This is a genomic window from Streptomyces asoensis (assembly GCF_013085465.1).
GTDB lineage: Bacteria > Actinomycetota > Actinomycetes > Streptomycetales > Streptomycetaceae > Streptomyces > Streptomyces cacaoi_A.
Map to the genome: position 1 here is coordinate 2,030,481 of NZ_CP049838.1, position 22,120 is coordinate 2,052,600.

A 22,120-nucleotide genomic window follows, 5' to 3' on the forward strand; every position below is an offset into this window, starting at 1 on the left:
GCGTTCCGCTAGGCGACGAACGTGCGCGGCCCCTCGGCGCCCACCGTCCCCCCGCTCTCCACGATCCGGGCCGCGGCCGCCAGGCGGGCGGCCGCCTCCACCGCCACCGCGCCTCCCACGGTGAACGGCAGCCGCACATACCCCTCGAAGGCGCCGTCGACACCGAACCGCGGTCCGGACGGCACCCGCAGGCCCACCCGCTCCCCCGCCTCGGCGAGCCGTGACCCGGAGAGCCCCCCGGCCCGCACCCACAGCGTCAGTCCGCCCTCGGGCACGGCGAACTCCCACTCCGGAAGCTCCCGGCGCACCGCCGCGACCAGGTCGTCCCGGTTCTCCCGGGCCTGGTGGCGGCGCAGCTCGACGGCCTGCTCCCAGCCGCCGGTGCTGAACAGCCAGTTCACCGCCAGCTGCTCCAGCACCGGTGTGCCCAGGTCGGCGTAGGCGCGCGCCGCGACGAGGCTGCGGATCACGTCCGGGGCCGCCCGCACCCAGCCGATGCGCATCCCGGCCCAGAAAGCCTTGCTCGCCGACCCCACCGTGATCACCGTCGACCCCGCGGGATCGAAGCCGCAGACGGGCCGCGGCATCTCGACATCGTCGTCGAGCCACAGTTCGCTCATGGTCTCGTCGGCGACCAGCACGGTCCCTGCGGAACGGGCCGCCTCCACGAGCCGGCGCCGCTGGTCCTCGTCGGCGAGCGCGCCGGTCGGGTTGTGGAAGTCGGCGACGACATACGCGATGCGCGGCGCGGCCTCGCGCAGGACCTGGCGCCAGCGGTCCATGTCCCACCCGGCGAGCCCCTCGGCCATCGCGACGGGCACCAGGCGCGCGCCCGCCTCCCGCATCAGCTGGAGGATGTTGGCGTAGGAGGGCGACTCGACGGCGATGCGCTCGCCGCGCCCGCCGAACAGATGACAGATGGCGTCGATGGCGCCCATCGCGCCGGTGGTGACCATGATCTGCTCGGGCATCGTCGGAATCCCGCGCGCGGTGTACCGCTCGGCGATCATCGACCGCAGCGCGGGCAGGCCCGCCGGATAGTCGCCGTGCGTGTGGGCGTACGGCGGCAACTCCTCCAGCGCGCCCCGCACGGCGCGGGTGAGCCAGGGCTCGGGCGCGGGCAGCGCCGCGCAGCCCAGGTCGATGATCGAGCCGAGCGCCTCGGGCGGCAGCGGCTCCAGGCCGCGCGCCGGAACCGGGTTGCCCGCCGGGACGGCCGTCCAGCTGCCCGCGCCGCGCCGGGACTCCAGGAACCCCTCGGCGCGCAGCGCCTCGTAGGCGGCGGCGACGGTCGTACGGCTCACGGACAGGGACAGCGCCAGTTCCCGTTCCGCGGGCAGGCGCGCGGCGACGGGGACGCGGCCTTCCAGCACCAGCAGCCGGATGCCGTCGGCGAGCGCCCGGTAGGCCGGCGGTCGGCGCGATCCGGGGCCGGCCGGGCGGTCCTGCTGGGATTTGAGCAGCCGCGCGAGCTGTGCGGCCCCCACCGCCGAGGTCCACTGCGCCATGATTACCAGTCCACCTTCCCCGAATTGGCCATGGATGCCATGCGCTTCCAAGCCACAGAGTGTCACGAGTCAGGCCACTACGACCACCAGGGGGATCCCTTGTCCGAGCCGCCACCGCAGGAAACACCCCCGCGGGATCCGCACGGCCACCTCGCCCGCCGATTGATCCAGCTGTACGCGGGTCTCGCGCTCTACGGCGCCAGCTCCGCCCTCCTGGTGCGGGCGGGCCTCGGCCTCGAGCCCTGGAACGTGCTGCACCAGGGTCTCGCCGAGCTCACCGGCCTGACGATCGGCGTCGTGTCGATCATCGTGGGCGCGGCGGTGCTGCTGCTGTGGATCCCGCTGCGCCAGCGCCCGGGCCTCGGCACGGTCTCCAACGTCTTCGTCGTCGGCCTCGCGATGGACGGCACGCTCGCGTACGTCCCCGAAGCACACGGCCTCGCCGTCCAGGTGCCGCTGCTGCTGGCCGGGATCGTCCTCAACGGGGCGGCCACCGGCCTCTACATCGCGGCCAGCTTCGGGCCGGGCCCGCGCGACGGGCTGATGACGGGGCTGCACCGGCGTACCGGGCGTTCGATCCGGCTGATGCGGACGGCGGTGGAGGTGGCGGTCGTGGTGACCGGGTTCGCCCTCGGCGGCACCATCGGCGTCGGCACCCTGCTCTACGCGGTGACGATCGGTCCGCTCGCTCAGCTCTTCCTGCGGATGTTCGCCGTTCCCGCTGCATCGGGCGGCAGCACGGTCGTTGCCACCGGGACACCCGAGGGAGCCATACTGCGTCCGTGACCAGCCTCATGACCCACCCGTATCTCGACCATCCGGGGCCCATCCCGTTCGCCCACCGCGGTGGGGCCGCGGACGGTCTGGAGAACACCGCCGCGCAGTTCCGGCGCGCGGTCGAGGCGGGTTACCGCTATATCGAGACCGATGTGCACGCCACGCGGGACGGCAAGCTCGTCGCCTTCCACGACGCGACGCTGGACCGGGTGACCGACGGCGCGGGCCGCATAGCCGACCTCCTCTGGTCGGACGTACGGCACGCGCGCGTGGCGGGCAAGGAGCCGGTGCCGCTCTTCGAGGAACTCCTGGAGACGTTCCCCGAGGTGCGGTGGAACGTCGATCTCAAGGCGGAGCCGGCGCTGCACCCCCTGCTCAACCTGATCGCACGCACGGGCGCGTGGGACCGGGTCTGCGTCGGCTCGTTCTCGGAGGCGCGGATAGTCCGGGCCCAGCGGCTGGCCGGGCCGCGCCTGGCGACCTCGTACGGCACCCGGGGCGTGCTCAACCTGTGGCTGCGGTCCTGGGGCGTGCCCGCGGCGCTGCGCCGCTCGGCGATCGCCGCGCAGGTGCCCGAGAGCCGGTCGGGCATCCAGGTCGTGGACCGTCGCTTCGTCCGAGCGGCCCACGCGCGCGGGCTCCAGGTGCACGTGTGGACGATCAACGATCCGGATCGGATGCACCGGCTCCTGGACCTCGGGGTCGATGGCATCATGACCGATCACATCGACACGTTGCGCGAGGTCATGGAGGACCGCGGCGTCTGGGTCTGACCTCGGGCCCCTCGCCCGCGCGCGGCTGCGGCAGCGGGAAGCGAGGGCACGGGTGGACATCGACACCGTGCGGACGGCGGCGTCCGACGAGGCCGCCGAACGGCGGCGCGAGCAGCGCGGCTGGTATTTCTACGACTGGGCGTGCTCCGTCTATTCGACGAGCGTGCTCACCGTGTTCCTCGGCCCGTATCTGACATCGGTCGCCAAGCGAGCGGCGGACGCCGACGGGTACGTGCATCCGCTGGGCATCCCGGTGCGGGCCGGTTCCTTCTTCGCGTACTCGGTGTCCCTGTCGGTGATCGTGGCCGTGCTGGTGATGCCCCTGGTGGGTGCGGCCGCCGACCGCAGCGGCCGCAAGAAGCCCCTGCTGGGCGCCGCCGCCTATGTGGGCGCCGCGGCCACGACCGGCATGTTCTTCCTGGGCGGCGACCGCTATCTGCTGGGCGGCGCGCTGCTGATCGTGGCGAACGCGGCCCAGTCCGTGGCGATGATGCTCTACAACTCCTATCTGCCGCAGATCGCCCCGCCCGAGGAGCGCGACGCGGTCTCCTCCCGGGGTTGGGCCTTCGGCTACGCGGCGGGCTCGCTGGTCCTGGTCGTCAACCTGGTGCTCTACCTCGCCCACGACTCCTTCGGTGTCTCCGAGTCGATGGCCGTGCGGATCTGCCTGGCCTCGGCCGGCCTGTGGTGGGGCGGCTTCACGCTGATCCCGCTGCTGCGGCTGCGCGACCGGCCGACCCCCGCCCAGGAGGCGACCGCCCAGAAGGATCAGACGGCTCGGACCGCTCGGACCGCCCGTACGGCTCCTGGACTGCGTCAGCTCGCAGCGACGGTCCGCGACATGCGCCGCCACCCGCTGACCCTCGCCTTCCTCCTCGCGTACCTGATCTACAACGACGGCATCCAGACCGTGATCTCCCAGGCCTCGGTCTACGGCTCCGAGGAGCTCGGCCTCAGCCAGTCCACGCTGATCGGCGCCGTCCTGCTGGTGCAGGTGCTGGCCGTGGCGGGCGCGCTGGGCATGGGACGTCTGGCCCGGACGTACGGCGCGAAGCACACGATCCTCGGCTCACTGGCGGCCTGGACGATCACCCTGGGCGCCGGCTACTTCCTGCCCGCCGGGGCGCCGGTCGGCTTCTTCCTGCTGGCGGCCGCGATCGGCCTGGTCCTCGGCGGCAGCCAGGCGCTGTCCCGCTCCCTCTTCTCCCACCTGGTCCCGCCCGGCAAGGAGGCCGAGTACTTCTCGGCGTACGAGATGAGCGACCGCGGCATGAGCTGGCTCGGCCCGCTGCTCTTCGGGGTCACCTACCAGGTGACCGGGAGCTACCGGGACGCGATCATCTCGCTGGTGATCTTCTTCGTCGTCGGGTTCCTGCTGCTCGTCCGGGTGCCGGTACGGCAGGCGATCAGCGACGCGGGGAATCCGGTGCCCGAGAAGATTTAGCACTCAAGGCGAAAGGGCGGTAGTGTACGCGTTTGGCCTGCCAGGCGTACCGTTACTGCGCGTCAAAGATGCCGAAACGCTGGGTGACATCTCCTTTCAGATGTGACAAACCGGGCGCCGGTGGGTACTGCACTGGTTGACAAGACCGCGGCTACGACGGCGACGCATGACCCGGAACGGGACTCCGAACGGGAATCTTTACCGCCGACCGGACGTTGACCGGATGACGACGACAGCGACACCTGTCCTGTGGGCGACAAGCCCGGGAGGCACGATTCATGAGTGAGCGAGCTCTTCGCGGCACGCGCCTCGTGGTGACCAGCTACGAGACGGACCGCGGCATCGACCTGGCCCCGCGCCAGGCCGTGGAGTACGCATGCGAGAAGGGGCACCGGTTTGAGATGCCCTTCTCGGTCGAGGCGGAGATTCCGCCGGAGTGGGAGTGCAAGGTCTGTGGAGCCCCTGCACTCCTCGTGGACGGCGACGGCCCTGAGGAGAAGAAGGCCAAGCCCGCGCGTACACATTGGGACATGCTGATGGAGCGGCGGACCCGCGAGGAACTCGAAGAGGTCCTCGAGGAGCGGCTCGCCGTTCTGCGGTCCGGGGCGATGAACCTTGCGGTGCATCCCCGCGACAGCCGCAAAAGCGCATAGCCCTGCGGGGCTGTGACCTGCTTCACAGCGCACGACAACGACCGCGGGCGCCGTACGTATCTCACGTACGGCGCCCGCGGTCGTCGTGCTGCCCGCCGCGAGTGGGGGCGATCGGCTCCCCGGGGGTGCCCCCCTGGTTCTGCTCCCTGGCCGATCAGGCCCCCTGGATCACTGCTCGTCCCTGATGACCTCGCCCTGCACGACCTTGCCGTCCGGGCGGTGGATACGGGCCTGCTGGAACGCGTCCCCCAGGGTGCCGGGCGTGCCCGCGGCAGCCCTCAGCTTGCGCTCCCCGTAGCCGCTGACCGCCTTCTGGACCGGCGGGAGCAGCAGGAGCAGGCCGATCACGTCGGAGGCCAGGCCCGGGATCATCAGGAACAGGCCGCCGAGCATCGTGAGGCCGTTGCCGCCGCCCCGGCCGGAGGAGACCGTGCCGCGCTGGAGCGCCTCGTTCAGGTTCTGGAAGGCCCGGCGACCGGCCCGCTTGATGACCACGGCGCCCAGGACGAAGCCGGCGACCAGGAGCAGGAGGACCACCAGCCCGCTCGTCGCGCCCGCGACCACGGTCAGCAGCCAGATCTCCAGCACCAGCCAGGCGGCGAGCGCCAGCGGCAGGAACGTCCGAAGACGGGAGCGGCGGGGCTGGGCGGGGGGCTGAGCGGGTGTCGGGTACGCGGGGGTCGGAGAGCCAGTCGTCATGCTCCCAGTGTGCCCGGAACAGGCTCAGAGCGGCATAAGGGGACGATCAGCCGTCGCTGTGAGACTTGGCGGGCGCCTGTGGACGCTCCGGCCGCCCGGCGCTCCGGCCAGTGATCTTGCCGACCCGCTCCCCCACGCCCCAGGCCGTGACCCGCCACAGGGCCTCGACGAGGATGTCGCGGCTCATCTTGGAGTCGCCGTGCTCGCGCTCGACGAAGGTGATGGGGACCTCGATGACATGGAAGCCGGCCTTGACGGCACGGCGGGCGAGGTCGACCTGGAAGCAGTACCCCTGGGAGGCGACCTCCTCCAGACCGAGGCCCTCCAGGGTCTCGCGGCGGAAGGCGCGGTAGCCGCCGGTGATGTCGCGCAGCGGGAGGTCGAGGGCGAGGCGGGAGTAGAGACTGCCGCCGCGGGAGATGACCTCACGGGACCTGGGCCAGTTCACCACCCGGCCGCCCGGCACCCAGCGGGAGCCCAGGACCAGATCGGCGCTCTTGAGCGCGGTGAGCAGGCGGGGCAGCTCCTCGGGCTGGTGGGAGCCGTCGGCGTCCATCTCGATCAGCACGCCGTAGCCGTTCTCCAGGCCCCAGCGGAAGCCCGCGAGGTAGGCGGCGCCGAGGCCTTCCTTGCCCTTGCGGTGCAGCACCTGGACCTGGTCGTCACCCACGGCCAGCTCGTCGGCGAGCTTGCCGGTGCCGTCGGGGCTGTTGTCGTCGGCCACGAGGACGTGAGCCTCGGGGACGGCCTTGCGCACCCGGCCGACGATGGTCTTGATGTTCTCCGCCTCGTTGTAGGTCGGGATGATCACCAAGGCCGTGCCGAGCGGACCGAACTGCCTTCCCCGGTCCTGTGCCGCGAGGGTCCCGTCGCCGTCGTTCACTACTGCCCCTTCAAGTCCGTACGCAGGGGACCACCATAGTGGCCGCCGTCTGCGATGACGTGACGGGACGTACGTAGGTTGTGTCCGACCCGCGAAAGCGGGGTAGGAAAGTACCTTTGGGCTCGTATGTGCGCACCTGCCACCGTGGGGGTGAGCGCAAGCCGGGTGAGCGCGGACCTGCTGCGGATGGGGGCCCGGCGCTCTTCGGGCCGGCCCGGGACCCGCTGGCTGCGGGTCGACCGAAAGCCGTTGTCTACTGAGCGCCCGGGCCCCATCCGGGTCACACCTCCCCGACCGGCCGGAACGTTCCCTCGTTGCGGCGCGGGCGCTGAGCCTGGCTGCCAGTGGCGGTGCGCCGGTACGGCTCACCGTCCCTGACCCAGCGGCGCCGCGGCGAGTGCGCGGGCGTTCCCCGGGTGGGGCGTCCGGTGGTGGACTCCGCCGAACCTACCGGCCCCCCGCCATCGGCTGTCAACAGCGGCTTGACCTGCGAATCTTCTGTCAATGCCCAGGTCAGCGCGGAGAAGACACCGGGCGTATGTCGGCAGGCGGACGGGTGATCTTCCCCGGGCCGACCCGGGAGATCACTCGCTCGGCCGCAGGAACACCGTCCGGCCGCCCACCACCGTGCGCAGGCACACCGGGAGTTCACCGCCGGGGGTCAGGTCCGGCAGGCCCGGGGTGCCGGAGCGGGGGTCGGTGGACCAGCGGGCGACCCGGTCGTCGGGGGCCTGGACGACCAGTTCGTCCGTACGCCAGACCGCGTAGTCGGCGGGTGCGCCCGGGACCAGGACGCCCGCGTCGTCGCGGCCGATCGCGCGCCAGCCGCCGCGCGTGTGGGCGGTGAACGCGGCGCGGGCGGACACCCGGTGCTCGGGGGTGCGGTGGAAGGCGGCGGCGCGGACCGTGCCCCAGGGGTCGAGGGGAGTGACCGGGCTGTCGGAGCCGAAGGCGAGCGGGACACCCGCGCGCAGCAGGGCCGCGAACGGGTTCAGGGTGCGGGCCCGCTCGACGCCCAGACGCCGGGCGTACATGCCCTCCTCGCCGCCCCACAGGGCGTCGAAGGCGGGCTGGACGGAGGCGGTGAGGCCGAGTTCGGCGAAGGCGGCGATCGTCTCGGGCGTGAGCATCTCGGCGTGTTCGACGCGGTGGCGGGCGGCGCGGATCCGGGCGAGGCCGACCTTCTCCGCGGCGGCGCGCACACCCTCGACGACGGCGGTCACGGCGGCGTCGCCGATGGCGTGGAAGCCCGCCTGGAGGCCGGCCTCGGTGCAGGCCGTCACATGTGCGGCGACCTCGACGGCGTCCAGGTAGGCGGTGCCGGTGTGATCGGCGTCCGTGTAGGAGGCGTGCAGACAGGCGGTGTGGGAGCCGAGGGCGCCGTCGACGAACAGGTCTCCGGCGGCGCCGAGCGCGCCCAGCCGCCGGGCCTTCTCGACATCCTGCTCGGCCCAGTAGCCGACGACCCGGGGGCCGGGCTCCTCGGCGGCGAGCCGCAGCAGGTCCGTGAAGTCGTCCTCGGAGGAGATCTCGGGTCCCGCGCACTCGTGGACCGAGCCGATACCGAGGGAGGCGGCGTGCGCGAGAGCGGTCCGCTGGGCCTCGGCGCGCTGGGCGGGCGTCACGGCTGCGAACGCGGCGGCGCGGACGGCGTGGTGGGCTTCGCGGGTGAGCGGCCCGCCGTCCGCGAAGCCCGGCTCGGTGCGGGCCCTGGGCGCCAGTTCCAGCAGGGCGGTGGTGACCGCGGCGGAGTGGACGTCGATCCGGCTGAGGTAGAGCGGTCGGCCACCGGTCGCCTCGTCCAGTTCGTCCCGTCGGGGCGGCCGGCCCTCCGGCCAGCGGGAGGCGTCCCAACCGTGCCCGAGCAGCACCTTGTCCTGCGGACGGGCCACCGCGAAGGCCTGTACGAGGGCGAGGGCGGCCGCCAGGGAGGGGGCGGAGGAGAGGTCGAGTCCGGTGAGCGCGAGGCCGGTGGACGTGGTGTGCACATGGGCGTCGGTGAACGCCGGGGTGACCAGGGCGCCGTCCAGGTCGACCACCTCGTCGACGCCGTCCGCGAAGGCGTCGGCGGCGCCTTCGGAGCCGACCCAGGCGACCTGGCCGCGTTCGACGACCATCGCGGTCGCGAACGGATCGGCGGGGCTGTGTACCTCTCCTCGGCGGAGCAGGACGGTCTTCGGCTCGGCGGTGCGCTCACTCATGGGGACAGTCTCGCGTCTCGCCTCGGCCGCTCGGCACGGGACCCCTCGGATCCGCTCGGATCCGCTCAGATCCGGGGCGGCCGGGCCTCGTACGGGGTGGACAGCACGACCGTCGTGCGCGTCGAGACGCCGGCGAGCGCCCGGAGCCGCCCGAGCAGCTCCTCCAGCTCGTGCGGGGTGGCCACGCGTACCTTGAGGATGTAGTTCTCGTCACCGGCCACGCTGTGGCAGGCCTCGATCTCCGGTACGCCGGCCAGCCGCTCGGCGATGTCGTCGGGGGCGCTGGGGTCGAACGGTTTCACCGAGATGAAGGCGGTCAGGGGCAGCCCGACGGCCTCGGAGTCGACGACGGCCGCGTATCCGCGGATGACGCCGCGCTGTTCCAGTCGGCGCACCCGTTGGTGCACGGCTGAAGTGGACAGGCCCGTGGCCTTGCCCAGATCGGTGTAACTCATCCGCCCGTCCTTGACGAGCAGCTGCACGATTTGTCGGTCCAGCTCCTCCATGACGCAAGAACTTACCGTGCGCGTGATCTCCGCGTATACCTATGCAGCCCAGGTCATAGCCGGTTTGTGATGTGACCGAGAGCCGACGGCGGCAGGGCTCGGGCCGTTCGGGGCTCGACCGGTGCACGAGGCACCTGCAAGCGGCATGTGACGAATGCCACAGCACTCGCCAACTCTTCGTGATGTCCTCGTGATTACCGCCGAGACGGGGCGGGAAGTGCTTGCTGTGGTCGAGGCCGCAGTGCCTTCACGGCCCAGCCCGAGGGGGAGAATCCCATGCAGAGTCTTAAGCGCCCTGGTCGCACCGCGCCCAAGCGGCTCCAGTCAGTCGTCGAGCCCGAGCCGGAGGGCGTCGAACCCGACGCGGACTACTCCGACAGCTTCGACGTCGACGACGCCGACCACTTCGACGCGTACGACACCTTCGAGATGTACCGGGTGATCTGCCCGGACTGTGCGCAGCCCATCGCGCTGCTGGCGGACGAGGAGGTCCTGCCGGAGCACGCGCTGTGTGCCTCGCCGTGGAACCCCTTCGGACTCACAGTCTGTGCCGGGACGGGACGGGGGGCCTCCGAGGCCCGGCCCGCGGACGAGTCCGCGGAGCCCCAGGAGCAGGACACCGCGCTCCTGTTGACGCTCCCTCAGGGGCTGGACTGGCGCACACAGCCCTTCTCGCACGTCGGCGGCCCGGGCTCGCGCCCGATGCGCGTGCCGACGATGCGCCGCCTGGCCGCCTGAGCGCCGCTTCCGCGCCCGTCTCACCGGCTCGACTCCCGTAGCTGCCCTGCACCATGGCCGGCAGGTCGCCGTGGTGCAGGACCAGTGCGTCCGGAGCGGCCGGGAGACCGGCGCGGACGAGGTGCGCCTGCCGGTGGGTGATGCGCGGCAGGGCACGGCAACCTTGGCTCCCCGTAAGGGATCTGACGGCACGCCAGATGCTGCCCGATCCGATCGGACACGGGCCGAGCCGGGACCGGGGGCACTCCCCGAACTCACGCTCGACCGTTCCTGCCGGTGACCTGTTCCGTGGCTTCGCGTTGCCCTGGTATGACCCCCACCCAGTCACTTGCGCCCGGGCGTCACCGCCAGCTCTTCGTCCCCGCGCGTCCGGAACCTGTTCGGGCAGAATCGGTTCCGCTGGCCCCGCCGCCCGCGCAGGACCCGCCCATCTACCGCGACCTCCTGCGCACCTGGGCCGACCGGGGCCGCACCCTGCCGGGGCGCGACGACCCGGAGTGGGTACGGCTGGCGGCCCCGCAGGTGCGGCCGGGGCAGTTCAGCGGGTGTCCGGACCCAGTAGGTGACGGGCGATGACCATCCGCTGGATCTGGTTCGTGCCCTCGACGATCTGGAGGACCTTGGCCTCGCGCAGGTAGCGCTCGACGGGGAAGTCGGCGGTGTAGCCGTACCCGCCGAGGACCTGGACGGCGTCGATGGTGACCTGCATGGCCGCGTCGGTGCAGTGGAGTTTCGCCATGGCCGCCTGCCGGCCGAACGGCCGTCCGGCGTCCCGCCGCCGCGCGGCCGCCAGGTACAGCGCCCGGCCCGCCTCGATCCGGGTCGCCATGTCGGCGAGCAGGAAGCGCAGCCCCTGGAAGTCGGCGATCGGCCGCCCGAACTGCCGTCGCTGCCCCGCCCAGGCGACGGCCTCGTCGAGGGCCGCCTGGGCGAGGCCGACCGCGCAGGCCGCGATGCCGAGCCGGCCCGACTCCAGCGCGGCCAGGGCGATCGCGAAGCCCTGCCCCTCGTCGCCGATGCGCCGGGCGTCGGGGATCCGTACGCCGTCGAGGTGGACCTGGGCGGTGGGCGAGCCCTTCAGCCCCATCTTGCGCTCGGGGGCCGCGACGCTCAGTCCCGCGGCGTCGCCGGGCACCAGGAACGCGGTGATCCCCGACGCGCCCGCGGCGCCGGTACGGGCCAGGACGGTGTAGAAGTCGGCGAGCCCGGCGTGGGTGATCCAGGCCTTGGTGCCGGTGATCACCCAGTCCCCGCCGCTCTCCCGCACGGCCCTGGTCCGCAGCGAGGCCGCGTCCGACCCGGAGGACGGCTCGGAGAGGCAGTACGCCCCGAGCTGCCCGCCGCCGAGCATGGCGGGCAGGTGCGCGGCCCGCTGGGCGTCCGTGCCGTAGGCGGCCAGCGCGTAGGAGGCCAGCGTGTGGACGCTGACGCCCAGCCCGACGGTGAGGCGGGCCGTGGCGAGCTCTTCGACGACCTGGAGGTACACCTCGTAGGGCTGGTCGCCGCCGCCGTGCGCGGAGTCGTACGGCAGACCGAGCAGCCCCGATGCCGACAGCAGGGTGAACAGCTCGCGCGGGAAGCGCCCGGCGTCCTCCTCCTCGGCAGCGGCCGGTGCGATCTCGCGTCGGGCGATGTCACGCACCAGCGTCATGAGTTCCCGGGCCTCGGCCGTGGGCAGGGAACGGTCCACCGGGGACGGCACGCGGTCGGGCATGGCGGCTTCCTCCTCCCGGACTGACCAGCGGCTTCGCGCTGTGAGTATGCCCGCGGGACAGCGCCGCCGCACGGGCGGACAGCCGGCGGAGCGGCAGGACGAGCGTCGGCGGGACGACAGGACGGACCGTCGGCCGATTGGTCCGAACCATTGACCGAAGTGGTCTAGTCCTCCTACCGTTTCGCTCCAACGCTTCCCCGCGTTCATGCCAATCGGCGTGCGATCCCCTCCCTGTCCCCTGCGAGGAGACACCCGATGCACACCCCGCTCCGCCCCCGCCCCCGCCCCCGCGCCCGGTTCCGGACGCTGCTGTCCGCCGCCTGTTGCGCCGCGCTCGGCGCCGCCCTGCTCGCCGGCGCGGGCACCGCCACCGCCGGCGAGCCCCGCCCCGCCGAAGCCCGCACCACCGGCTCCAAGGTCGTGGGCTACTTCACCGACTGGGGCATCTACGACCGCCAGTACTACGTCAGGAACATCGAGACGTCCGGCTCCGCGGACCGGCTCACCCACATCAACTACGCCTTCGGCAACGTCGCCGACGGCAAGTGCGCCCTCGGCGACTCCTGGGCGGACACCGACAGGCCGTTCACCGCCGGGGAGTCCGTGGACGGCGTCGCCGACACGGCGGACCAGCCGCTCAGCGGCAACTTCAACCAGCTGCGCAAGCTGAAGAAGCTGCACCCGAAGCTCAAGGTCATCTGGTCGTTCGGCGGTTGGAGCTGGTCGGGCGGGTTCGGCGAGGCGGCCAAGGACCCGGCGGCCTTCGCCAGGTCCTGCCACGACCTGGTCGAGAACTCACAGTGGGCGGACGTCTTCGACGGCATCGACATCGACTGGGAGTACCCGAACGCCTGCGGCCTCACCTGCGACACCAGCGGCCGCGAGGCCTTCCGGGACGTCATGAAGGCGCTGCGCGCCGAGTTCGGCAAGCGCGAGCTGATCACAGCGGCGATCACGGCGGACGCGACCGGCGGCGGCAAGATCGAGGCGGCGGACTACGGGGGCGCGGCGCGGTACGTCGACTGGTACAACCCGATGACCTACGACTACTTCGGCGCGTGGGCGGCCACCGGCCCCACGGCACCGCACTCGCCGCTGACCTCGTACCCGGGCATCCCGCAACAGGGCTACGACACCGCCGCCACGATCGCCAAGCTCAAGAGCCTGGGCATCCCGTCACGCAAGCTGCTGCTCGGCATCGGCTTCTACGGGCGCGGCTGGACCGGCGTCACCCAGGCGAAGCCGGGCGGCACGGCCACCGGTCCCGCGGCGGGGACGTACGAGGACGGCAACGAGGACTACAAGGTCCTCAAGGTCAAGTGCCCGGCGACCGGCACGGTCGGCGGCACCGCCTACGCCAAGTGCGGGAACGACTGGTGGAGTTACGACACCCCCGCGACCATCGCGACCAAGATGAAGTACAAGTCCAGGCAGGGGCTGGGCGGCACGTTCTTCTGGGAGCTAAGCGGGGACACGGCCAACGGTGAGCTGATCCGCGCGATCAAGTAGCCCGGTTCATGGGGCACTCGGGGCGGAGGACCACGAGCCTCCGCCCCCGGTGCGTCCGCCTCGCGTATCCGCCACGCGTATCCGTCTTGCGCGTCCGCCTCGTGCGTCAGTCCTCGCGGCGGGCCGACTTCGGCGCGGCGAAGGCGGGGTCGAGTTCCTCGATGGCGCGCAGGGAGCCGCCCAGGGTCTTCACCAGCAGATCGCCCATGATCTCGCGGGAGAGTTCGGGGCGGGCGATCCACTCCAGGGTGGCGCCCTCGACGCTGCACACCCAGGCGAGCAGGCCCATGCGGGGCAGTGCCGGGATGTCGCTGGTGCCGTACGCGCCCTCGGCGATGGTCGCCACGATCGCCGCGCGCACCCCGTCCCGGATGGCGTGCACCTCGGTGTCGAAGCCGACGCCGCCGCTGACGATCGTGCGGTAGGCGGCCGTGTTGTGCTCGGCGTAGCGAAGATAGCTGTCGATGGTGCGGTGCACCCGGTCCACCTGGGGCAGTTCCAGGCCGCTCGCCGCGAAGGTGACCAGATCGGCGACGGAGTCCTGGATGATCGCCAGGTAGTAGCCGCGCTTGGACTGGAAGTAGTAGTAGATCAGCCCCTTGGCGACATGCGCCTGCCGGGCGATGTCGTCCATCGAGAGCGCGTCGTAGGACGTGTCGGCGAACAACTTCCGCCCGATGGAGATGAGTTCGGCGCGGCGCGCCAGTGAGCGCTCGGTGCCGCGTGCCCGGGGGCGGGCAACTTCGCGCTGTTCACTGATATTCAATTTCGACCCTGGTCTCGGGCGGTCGGCGGGACATCCGCAGTATGTCAGGTCAACCGTGCGTCAGGTCACGCCAGTCACAGCAGTCCGAGCTGGGTGACCAGCATCGCGACGACCGCGACGAGGACCCAGCCCATGAGGTGCTCGAGGACCTTCGGGCCGTCGGTCTCGGGGCCGCCGGTGCGGGCGCGGGAGGCGGTGGCTGTGGCTGCGGCTGTCTGTGCGGTCATGGTGTCTCGCTGAGGTCGGACGTACAGGGCGGTTCCCCCCACCGATCCGTCCACCTTGCCACCCGCCGGGGCTTTTGCGGCGGAGACCTTGCTCACACGGGAACCCCCACCGCCGTGAGGGCCTTGCACTGGCGGGCGGTCGGACGCGCCGGGAAGTAGAGGTAGCAGACGCCTCCGGTGCCGGACGCGACCTTGCCGCTCGCGTTGTACCGCTTGGTCCTGAGCCAGATGTTCTCGAACTCCCGCCGCCGGTACACGCGCCGCACCGCCGTGTCGTCCGCCGAGAACGGGTCGTTGGCGATCACATCACCGTCGGCCGTGAAGCCGATCACGGTCATCAGGTGCCCGGAGGTGCCGTACCCCGCGCCCGTGAGCTCCTCCTTGAGGAAGGACTGGGACGTTATGGCCGGGATCCCCGCCGCGATCAGCGTCTCCAGGTCGGTGAGCGAGCGGAGCCGGGTGACCACGCCCTGGAGATCCTTGAAGGTGGCCGCGTAGGCGGCGTTGAACGGCCAGTTGCCGCAGCCGGCGTACTGGTGGTCGTACGTGTGCCTGGCCGCGTGGCAGACCTGCGGGTCGGCGTAGGACGAGTCGACCCACGCCAGCTGCTCGGCGGTGAGCCGGCCGCCCCAGTACTCGACGATCATCTGCGAGGAGGTGGGGCTGCACCAGGCCTCCCCGCCGCTGTCGTACTCGGGGTACTGGCCCAGGTGGATCTCCTGGGAGTAGCGCGGGACGGTCAGCTCCTGCGCGAGGCCGGGCACGGAGGCCGGGACGGTGAACCGGTCCGGGACGTCGGAGCCCATCACGCCGAGCCGCCACACGGTCGGGGTGAGCCTGGTGCCGGGGCGGCGGTACAGCGTGAGGCGCAGGCGGCAGGAGGCGAGGCGCAGGCCGGTCGAGGCGTCGTCGATCGCGAAGGTGTCGGTCCAGACGGTGCTCCGGCCGTCGGTCTGGTCGTCGACCGAGGTGCGCTTGATGTCCTGGTCGCCGGAGGCCCAGCGGCCCATCACGTACCAGGGGGTGTCCGTGCCGTCGGAGTACGTGCCCTTCAGCTCGACCTGGAGCCAGGTACCGGCCGGGGTGCTCGCGTTCCAGGAGGCGATCACCTCCGTCGAGGGGACGGCGAGCGTCTGGACCGGGGACGTCCAGGTCGCGTACTCCCAGGTGGCCGTGGTCTTGGTGTGCGGGTCGGTGTAGTCGACGGTGCCGAGCGGGGTGCCGACGGCCACGCCCGGACGGGGGCCCGCCACGGCACGGGTGCCCTTGGCGGAGCCGGCGCGCCAGTCGGCGTACGTGGTCCAGGAGCGGTGGTCGACGGTCCGGGCCGGGGCCGCGTCGGCGGCCGCGGTGTCCGCCGCGTCGGCGGCCGTGGCGGCCGGGGCCGAGCCCCCTGCCACCGCGGCGGCGACCGCGGCGGCGAGGACCGTTCTGCGGGACGGCTGTTCGGCTCTGCTCATGAGCGGAAGACCCCCAGGGTGTCTGCGCGGCTGTGCGCCAACTATGGACGGAGCGGGCCCCGCCTTCCAGCACTTCCGCCCGTGGCACGCCACCAATATTGGTCTGAGCCACCGACGGGACGAGCGGTCGTAGACTTTCGCGCGGTACGACGTCTCCCCTCACCAGCCCCTCTTCGTCCCCGGGAACCGCCATCCGCCAGCTCGCCTCCCGTCTGCGCCGTCTGCCGCCGTCCTGTGGGCCGGTCCGGCTGATCGGCGTCGACGGCCACGCCGGCTCGGGGAAGTCCACCCTGGCCGGGAGGCTGGCCGAGGCGCTGGGGGGCGCGCCGGTGCTGCGTCTCGACGACCTCGCCAGCCACGACGAGCTGTTCGCCTGGACCGGGCGGCTGCTGACCCAGGTGATCGAGCCGTTCGGCCGCGGCAAGACCGCGCACTACGCCCCCTACGACTGGCGCGCCCGTCGCTTCGGCCCGCCGAGGCCGCTGCCCGCGGCCCCCGTCGTCCTGATCGAGGGGGTCGGCGCCGGCCGCCGTGCCCTGCGGCCGTTCCTGGCGTGTCTGCTGTGGATGGACATGCCACCCGAGGAGGCCTGGGCGCGCGGACGGTCCCGGGACGGGGAGGAGCAACGGGAGTTCTGGGACGGGTGGGTCGCGGCCGAGATCCGTCACTTCGCCGACGATCCTTCGCGCCCCCATGCCGCCCTGCTGGTGCGGCAGTTGAGGCAGGGGTACGAGGTGCTGCCGGGGCCGGTGGGAAACCTTGGACCACGCCAGGATGTCACCCACCGTGACGGACCACCCGCGATGTGGTGAACGCGTGAAGGGCCCCGCGTTCGAACTTCGCCAACTGCTTCAACTGTGCTTGACCGACGGCCCGTACAGGACTTACGTTCTGAATGTGCGGCAATCGCAGCCGCCCTCGGACGCGAAGCCCCCGGTTGTTCCCCCGTGATCGGGGGCTTCGTTCTGTCCTCATCCCGCCCGACGCCCCCTTTCCGGCCGCGCCACGGCACGATTCGCTCACCCAGGGTCACCGCGCGGGATGCGCCCCGTCCGCTCCCACCTCGCCGAACGGCCTGTGCGGCACCCTACGGCGAGCGACTCCCACGCAGGTACGATGCCCTCGGTGCGACCTGGGCGACTGCCTCGCGCACCTTGCAACTCCGGTCCGCGGCACAGCGGTTCGACCAAGGCAGCCGAAGGGCGACGCCCGGCGGCACACCGACGGGGGCACGGTTTGTGGGGGACGTGATGGACTTCGGCACGCAGGGCCCCGACGCCCCGGCCGACCTCGCCTGGCTGCGAGGCGTGGACGCCTACACGATGGGCGCCTATCCACAGGCGGAGGAGGAGTTCCGCACCGCGGTGCGGATCGATCCCGGGATGGCCGACGGCTGGCTCGGACTGCACGCGCTGCGCGTCGACACGACGACCGCGCTGCTCAGGATGTTCCGGCACCGCGAGCGCTTCGGCGAGCAGCGGACCCGGCACCGCCGTACCCTCAACTCCTGGTACTGGCTGGGCTGGTGGGTGCAACCGGTGCTGGAGAGCCCGCGCGACCTGCTGCTGGCGCACGCCTCGCACTGGCTGGACGGCCGCCATGTGCCCGAACTGGACCGGGCCCTCGCCGGGCTGCCACCCGTCGACACCGATCACCAGGTCCGCTTCCTGCACGCCTGCCGCGCCTATCTGGTCAAGGACTGGGAGCAGCTGGTCCGGCACACCGACCCGCTGCTCGACGACCCCCTGCTGGGCATCGAGGCCGGTCTGTTCGGCGGGATGGCCCGGGTCCGCCTGGAGATGTACGGACAGGCCGAGCCACTGCTGTCGTCGGCCCTGATGCGCTGCCGCAGCGAGCAGCCGCAGCGCAAGGAGCTGCGGTACTGGCTGGCCCGGGCCCATGAGGGAACGGGCCGCTCGGCGGCGGCTCTCCCCCTGTACCGGGCGGTGCACCGCGTCGACGCCGCCTTCATGGACACCTCGGCCCGGCTCGCCGCGATCGCCGAGGGCGACGGATACGACGATCCCGCCGACTTCGCGGCGATCACGCTCACCGGGGTCGGGCAGGACATGGTGGACGGCCCGGACGGCTTCGACCCGCTGTTCGGCACCGAGGGCCGGGATCTGCGGCTCACCGAGCCCTCCGATCTGCCGCCCGTCGTCCCGCTGCCGTCGGTGGCCGACCCGGCGGTGCGGGAGAAGACCGTCGTCCCCTCGTCACTGCCGGCCGGGCCCACCGATCCCGTGTTACTCGAGGAGGCGCTCGCCGAACTGGAGGGCATGGTCGGCCTGGAGCCGGTGAAACGCCAGGTCAAGGCCCTGTCCGCGCAGCTCAACATGGCGCGGCTGCGGACCGGCCAGGGCCTTCCGGTCCAGCCGCCGAAGCGCCACTTCGTCTTCTCCGGTCCTTCCGGCACCGGCAAGACCACGGTGGCCCGCATCCTCGGCCGGGTCTTCTACGCCCTCGGCCTGCTGGGCGGCGACCATCTCGTGGAGGCCCAGCGGGCCGACCTGGTCGGCGAGTACCTCGGCCAGACGGCCGTGAAGGCCAACGAACTGATCGACTCCGCCCTCGGCGGTGTGCTCTTCGTCGACGAGGCGTACTCGCTCTCGAACTCCGGTTACGGCAAGGGCGACGCGTACGGCGACGAGGCGCTCCAGGTGCTGCTGAAGCGGGCCGAGGACAACCGGGACCACCTGGTGGTGATCCTGGCCGGCTACCCGGAGGGCATGGACCGTCTGCTGGCCGCGAACCCCGGGCTGTCCTCCCGCTTCACGACCCGTGTCGACTTCCCGTCCTACCGGCCCCTCGAGCTCACCTCCATCGGCGAGGTGCTGGCCGCGGAGAACGGCGACGCGTGGGACGAGGAGGCCCTGGACGAGCTGCGCTCCATCGCCGGGCACGTCGTGGACCAGGGGTGGATCGACGAACTGGGCAACGGGCGGTTCCTGCGCACCCTGTACGAGAAGAGCTGCGCCTACCGGGATCTGCGGCTGTCGACCTATCCGGGCGGACTGACCCGGGACGATCTGTCGACGCTGCGGCTGCCGGATCTGATGCAGGCGTACGGGGAGGTGCTGTCGGGGAGGGGGCCGCAGGATCCGGCGGTGTGACGGATCCCGCGGCTCCTCTCAGCTCGCCAGCGCTTCCTCCGGGGACGGGGGTCCGCCCTGCTCGAGCGGAGCCGTGACCTTGGGGGAACTCCCCCTCGGCTCCGTCAGCCGGATCCCGGAGACCTCCCGGTGCGCGGGGTCGGTGACCTCGCCCACCAGCAGCTCCAGTACGTCCTCCAGGGCGACCAGGCCGAGCACCCTGCCGGACGCGTCGGCCACCTGCGCCAGGTGGGTCGCCGCCCGGCGCATCACCGTCAGCGCGTCGTCCAGCGGCAGTTCGGAGCGGAGTGTCGTCATCGGTCGCCACACCTGCTGCGGCACCGCCCGCTCGGATTCCTCCAGGTCGAGGACGTCCTTCACGTGCAGGTAGCCCATGAAGGCGCCGTTCTCCGCGGCCACCGGGAAGCGGGAGTAGCCGGTACGGGCGGTCAGTCCGACGATCTCCCCGGGGGTGACAGACGGGCTGACCGTCACCAGGGACTCGCGCTTCAGCAGCACGTCCGTCACCGGGCGGGAGCCCAGCTCCAGCGCGTCCTCCAGCCGTTCCTGCTCCTCGGGGTCGAGGAGGCCGGCCTGGCCGGAGTCCTCCAGCAGGCGGTTCAGCTGTTCGCTGGTGACGACGGCCTCGACCTCGTCCTTGGGCTCCACGTGGAAGAGCCGCAGGATGCCCCGGGCGCAGGCGCCGAGGGCCACCGTGATCGGCCGGCAGACCCGGGCGAAGGCGACCAGGCCGGGGCTGAGCCACAGCGCGGCCTTCTCGGGGGCCGCCATGGCGAGGTTCTTCGGGACCATCTCGCCGATGACGAGGTGGAAGAAGACCACGGCCGCGAGGGCCACCACATAGCCCAGCGGGTGGATCATGCCGTGCGGGAGGTGGACCGCCTCGAGGACCGGCTCCAGGAGGTGTGCGACCGTCGGTTCGGCGACCGCGCCCAGGGTGAGCGAGCAGACGGTGATGCCGAACTGGGCCGCCGCCATCATCTGGGGCAGGCGTTCCAGACCGTAGAGGACCTGACGGGCCCGTGCGGTGCCCAGTGGCTCGATCTGGCTGCGGCGGACGGAGACGAGCGCGAACTCGGCGCCGACGAAGAATCCGTTGGCCAGCACGAGCAGTGCGGCGAAGAGAAGCTGGAAGGCGCTCATCGGGTGACCTCCACGACCTGGCCGGTCCGCACCAGGCGGACCCGCTCGGCGCGGTAGTGGCCGACGCGGCGCACGGAGAGCCGCCAGCCGGGCAGATCGGTCCGGTCGCCGACGGCAGGGATCCGGCCGAGCAGGTCGGCGACCAGCCCGGCGACCGTCTCGTACGGCCCCTCGGGGACCTCCAGGCCTATGCGCTGGAGGGTGTCGACACGGCAGCTGCCGTCCACGTCCCAGGCGGGCCTGCCCTCCTCGGGCGGGGCCGCGGCGAGTTCGGGCGTGTCCTGGCCGTCGTGCTCGTCACGGACCTCGCCGACGATCTCCTCGACGATGTCCTCCAGCGTGACCACGCCGGCCGTGCCGCCGTACTCGTCGACGACGACGGCGATGGGCTGCTCGCTGCGCAGCCGGGCCAGCAGGGGCTGGACGGGCAGGGTCTCCGGGACCAGCAGCGCGGGGCGGGCGATACGGCCGAGCGGGGTACGCAGCCGGTCGTGGACGGGGATCGCCAGGGCGTCCTTGAGGTGGACCATGCCGACGATCTCGTCGATCCTCTCGCGGTAGACGGGGAACCGGGACAGGCCGGTGGCGCGGGTCAGGTTGACCACGTCCTCGGCGGTGGCCGACGACTGAAGGGCGCTCACCCGCACCCGCGGGGTCATGACGTGCTGAGCGGTGAGTTCGGCCAGCGACAGGGTCCGGACGAAGAGGTCGGCCGTGTCCTGTTCGAGCGCCCCGGCCTGGGCCGAGTGACGGGCCAGCGAGACGAGTTCACCGGGGGTCCGCGCGGAGGCCAGCTCCGCGGTGGGCTCGATGCCCAGGGCGCGCACCAGCCGGTTGGCGACGGTGTTGAGCGCCGCGATCACCGGCCGGAAGAGGCGGGAGAAGCCGGCCTGCGGGCCCGCGACGAAGCGCGCGACCTGGAGGGGCTTGGACACCGCCCAGTTCTTGGGCACGAGCTCGCCGATCACCATCTGCACGGCGGAGGCCAGCAGCATGCCGACGACCACGGCGACACCGGAGACGGCGCCCTCGGGGATGCCGATCGCGGTGAACGGGCCGTGCAGCAGCTCGGCCAGCGCCGGTTCGGCGAGCATGCCGACGACGAGGGAGGTGATGGTGATGCCGAGCTGGGTGCCGGAGAGCTGGAAGGACAGTTCCTTCAGCGACTCGACGACCGTGTGGGCTCGTCGGTCGCCCTCGGCGGCGGCCTTCTCGGCGTCCGGCCGCTCGACCGTGATGAGGCCGAACTCGGCGGCGACGAAGAAGCCGTTGGCGAGGATGAGCAGGAACGCGGCTGCCAGGAGCAGCAACGGGGTGGTCATGATGCCGCCGCCTCCGAACGAGGTCGGACAGGGGCGGCGCAGGTACTACAGGACGAACCGTCCATCGCCGGAGGGAGTCACTCCTCGGGTAGCAGGAACCCCTGTGCACCCGGCTGGGAGCCACAGGGGTGGAGGCGTAAGGGGAACGCCTCCGTCACCAGATTAATCAAGACAGGGGCTTCAGCGGCAGGGTGGACGGCCCCGAGTCAGCCCTGATCTTGCTCTGTGGACGCCTCGGGGTCCCGGACGGACCGGGCTTCCGCGAGCGTACGCAGGGTGCGCGCGTCGGCGATGGCCTGCTGCTTGTCGATGCCCGGCTGGATACCGAGGGCGGGCAGACTGGTGCCGTCGCTGAGGTTGAGGAACACCCAGGGGTCGCCCGGACGGAGGTTCACCTGGACGATCTCGGCCCAGTCCAGGCGCCGCCTGCTGGCGATGTTCACGACGGTGACACCGGAGTCGTCGGCGACGACCCGCACCCGGGCGAGCTGGGCCAGCACCCAGAAGATGAGGGCGCCGGTGAGGATGAAGCTGAGCCGCTCCCCCGGGCCGAGCTGCTCCAGCAGCATCGCCACGGCGGAGATGACGAGGAGGATCACCACTCCGGCCGTGAGCAACACCACGCGGGTGCGCCCTGGCCGGAAGGTGACGGGGAGGGTCGGCAGGTTGGACATGTTCCCGGCT

Annotated in this window: 20 protein-coding genes; 8 read left to right on the forward strand and 12 right to left on the reverse strand. The window is 72.0% G+C overall.

The genetic code is table 11. The features are described from left to right. Positions 1-8 precede the first annotated feature (8 nt). Positions 9-1,508, reverse strand: coding sequence for a PLP-dependent aminotransferase family protein (locus tag G9272_RS08980; RefSeq protein ID WP_171396052.1), 1,500 nt, complete (start codon positions 1,506-1,508; stop codon positions 9-11). Between the two features lie 99 nt (positions 1,509-1,607). Between G9272_RS08980 and G9272_RS08985 the strand changes: the two genes are divergently transcribed. The 4 genes from G9272_RS08985 to G9272_RS09000 all read left to right on the forward strand — a co-directional run bounded on the left by G9272_RS08985 (position 1,608) and on the right by G9272_RS09000 (position 5,155). After that, positions 1,608-2,294: a YczE/YyaS/YitT family protein gene (locus G9272_RS08985; protein ID WP_253267761.1), complete on the forward strand. Its 687-nt coding sequence runs from the start codon at positions 1,608-1,610 to the stop codon at positions 2,292-2,294. An 8-nt stretch (positions 2,295-2,302) separates the two neighbouring features. Next, the gene (locus G9272_RS08990) at positions 2,303-3,058 is read left to right on the forward strand and encodes a glycerophosphodiester phosphodiesterase (RefSeq protein ID WP_437184364.1); all 756 of its coding nucleotides are present in this window, start codon (positions 2,303-2,305) and stop codon (positions 3,056-3,058) included. Between the two features lie 52 nt (positions 3,059-3,110). Next, positions 3,111-4,502, forward strand: a complete 1,392-nt coding sequence (locus tag G9272_RS08995; RefSeq protein ID WP_171396054.1) for an MFS transporter — start codon at positions 3,111-3,113, stop codon at positions 4,500-4,502. Between the two features lie 278 nt (positions 4,503-4,780). Further along, positions 4,781-5,155, forward strand: coding sequence for an RNA polymerase-binding protein RbpA (locus G9272_RS09000; RefSeq protein ID WP_020128921.1), 375 nt, complete (start codon positions 4,781-4,783; stop codon positions 5,153-5,155). Positions 5,156-5,323: 168 nt separating this feature from the next. Here G9272_RS09000 and fxsA read toward each other — a convergent pair whose 3' ends face one another. The 4 genes from fxsA to G9272_RS09020 form a co-directional block, all read right to left on the reverse strand. After that, entirely contained in the window at positions 5,324-5,854 is a 531-nt protein-coding gene (gene fxsA / locus G9272_RS09005) for an FxsA family membrane protein (RefSeq protein ID WP_171396055.1), read from the reverse strand. A 46-nt stretch (positions 5,855-5,900) separates the two neighbouring features. Continuing rightward, a complete protein-coding gene (locus tag G9272_RS09010; protein WP_171396056.1) occupies positions 5,901-6,737 on the reverse strand; it encodes a polyprenol monophosphomannose synthase in 837 nt (278 codons plus the stop codon). A gap of 584 nt (positions 6,738-7,321) precedes the next feature. After that, positions 7,322-8,938, reverse strand: a complete 1,617-nt coding sequence (locus G9272_RS09015) for an amidohydrolase (protein WP_171396057.1) — start codon at positions 8,936-8,938, stop codon at positions 7,322-7,324. Between the two features lie 65 nt (positions 8,939-9,003). Next, positions 9,004-9,444 (reverse strand): Lrp/AsnC family transcriptional regulator, encoded by a 441-nt coding sequence (locus tag G9272_RS09020; protein WP_171396058.1) that lies wholly within the window; start codon positions 9,442-9,444, stop codon positions 9,004-9,006. A 276-nt stretch (positions 9,445-9,720) separates the two neighbouring features. Between G9272_RS09020 and G9272_RS09025 the strand changes: the two genes are divergently transcribed. Then, a complete protein-coding gene (locus G9272_RS09025; protein ID WP_171396059.1) occupies positions 9,721-10,182 on the forward strand; it encodes a hypothetical protein in 462 nt (153 codons plus the stop codon). Positions 10,183-10,720: 538 nt separating this feature from the next. Here the strand turns inward: G9272_RS09025 and G9272_RS09030 are convergent. Then, positions 10,721-11,896 carry an acyl-CoA dehydrogenase family protein gene (locus tag G9272_RS09030; protein ID WP_171396060.1) on the reverse strand — a complete coding sequence of 392 codons (1,176 nt, stop codon included), beginning with the start codon at positions 11,894-11,896 and terminating at the stop codon, positions 10,721-10,723. Between the two features lie 255 nt (positions 11,897-12,151). Here G9272_RS09030 and G9272_RS09035 point away from each other — a divergent pair, with 255 nt between their 5' ends. After that, positions 12,152-13,405 carry a glycoside hydrolase family 18 protein gene (locus tag G9272_RS09035; RefSeq protein WP_171396061.1) on the forward strand — a complete coding sequence of 418 codons (1,254 nt, stop codon included), beginning with the start codon at positions 12,152-12,154 and terminating at the stop codon, positions 13,403-13,405. A gap of 106 nt (positions 13,406-13,511) precedes the next feature. Here G9272_RS09035 and G9272_RS09040 read toward each other — a convergent pair whose 3' ends face one another. The 3 genes from G9272_RS09040 to G9272_RS09050 form a co-directional block, all read right to left on the reverse strand. Further along, positions 13,512-14,171, reverse strand: coding sequence for a TetR/AcrR family transcriptional regulator (locus G9272_RS09040; protein ID WP_171396062.1), 660 nt, complete (start codon positions 14,169-14,171; stop codon positions 13,512-13,514). A gap of 74 nt (positions 14,172-14,245) precedes the next feature. Then, a complete protein-coding gene (locus tag G9272_RS09045) occupies positions 14,246-14,398 on the reverse strand; it encodes an SCO1431 family membrane protein (RefSeq protein WP_171396063.1) in 153 nt (50 codons plus the stop codon). A gap of 92 nt (positions 14,399-14,490) precedes the next feature. Continuing rightward, positions 14,491-15,858 (reverse strand): peptidase C39 family protein, encoded by a 1,368-nt coding sequence (locus tag G9272_RS09050; protein WP_171396064.1) that lies wholly within the window; start codon positions 15,856-15,858, stop codon positions 14,491-14,493. Between the two features lie 191 nt (positions 15,859-16,049). Here G9272_RS09050 and G9272_RS09055 point away from each other — a divergent pair, with 191 nt between their 5' ends. Together G9272_RS09055 and G9272_RS09060 are read left to right on the forward strand one after the other, a co-directional pair. Beyond that, complete coding sequence (locus G9272_RS09055) at positions 16,050-16,670, forward strand: uridine kinase family protein (RefSeq protein ID WP_171401920.1); 621 nt, start codon at positions 16,050-16,052, stop codon at positions 16,668-16,670. Positions 16,671-17,108: 438 nt separating this feature from the next. Then, entirely contained in the window at positions 17,109-18,971 is a 1,863-nt protein-coding gene (locus tag G9272_RS09060; protein WP_171396065.1) for an AAA family ATPase, read from the forward strand. An 18-nt stretch (positions 18,972-18,989) separates the two neighbouring features. On the opposite strand, the gene G9272_RS09065 is transcribed toward G9272_RS09060, so the two are convergent. The 3 genes from G9272_RS09065 to G9272_RS09075 all read right to left on the reverse strand — a co-directional run bounded on the left by G9272_RS09065 (position 18,990) and on the right by G9272_RS09075 (position 22,110). Then, the gene (locus G9272_RS09065) at positions 18,990-20,114 is read right to left on the reverse strand and encodes a hemolysin family protein (RefSeq protein ID WP_171396066.1); all 1,125 of its coding nucleotides are present in this window, start codon (positions 20,112-20,114) and stop codon (positions 18,990-18,992) included. Further along, a complete protein-coding gene (locus G9272_RS09070) occupies positions 20,111-21,436 on the reverse strand; it encodes a hemolysin family protein (protein ID WP_171396067.1) in 1,326 nt (441 codons plus the stop codon). Before G9272_RS09070 ends, G9272_RS09065 begins: the two co-directional genes overlap by 4 nt. Before the next feature lie 206 nt (positions 21,437-21,642). Next, positions 21,643-22,110: a PH domain-containing protein gene (locus tag G9272_RS09075; protein ID WP_171396068.1), complete on the reverse strand. Its 468-nt coding sequence runs from the start codon at positions 22,108-22,110 to the stop codon at positions 21,643-21,645. Positions 22,111-22,120: the final 10 nt, after the last annotated feature.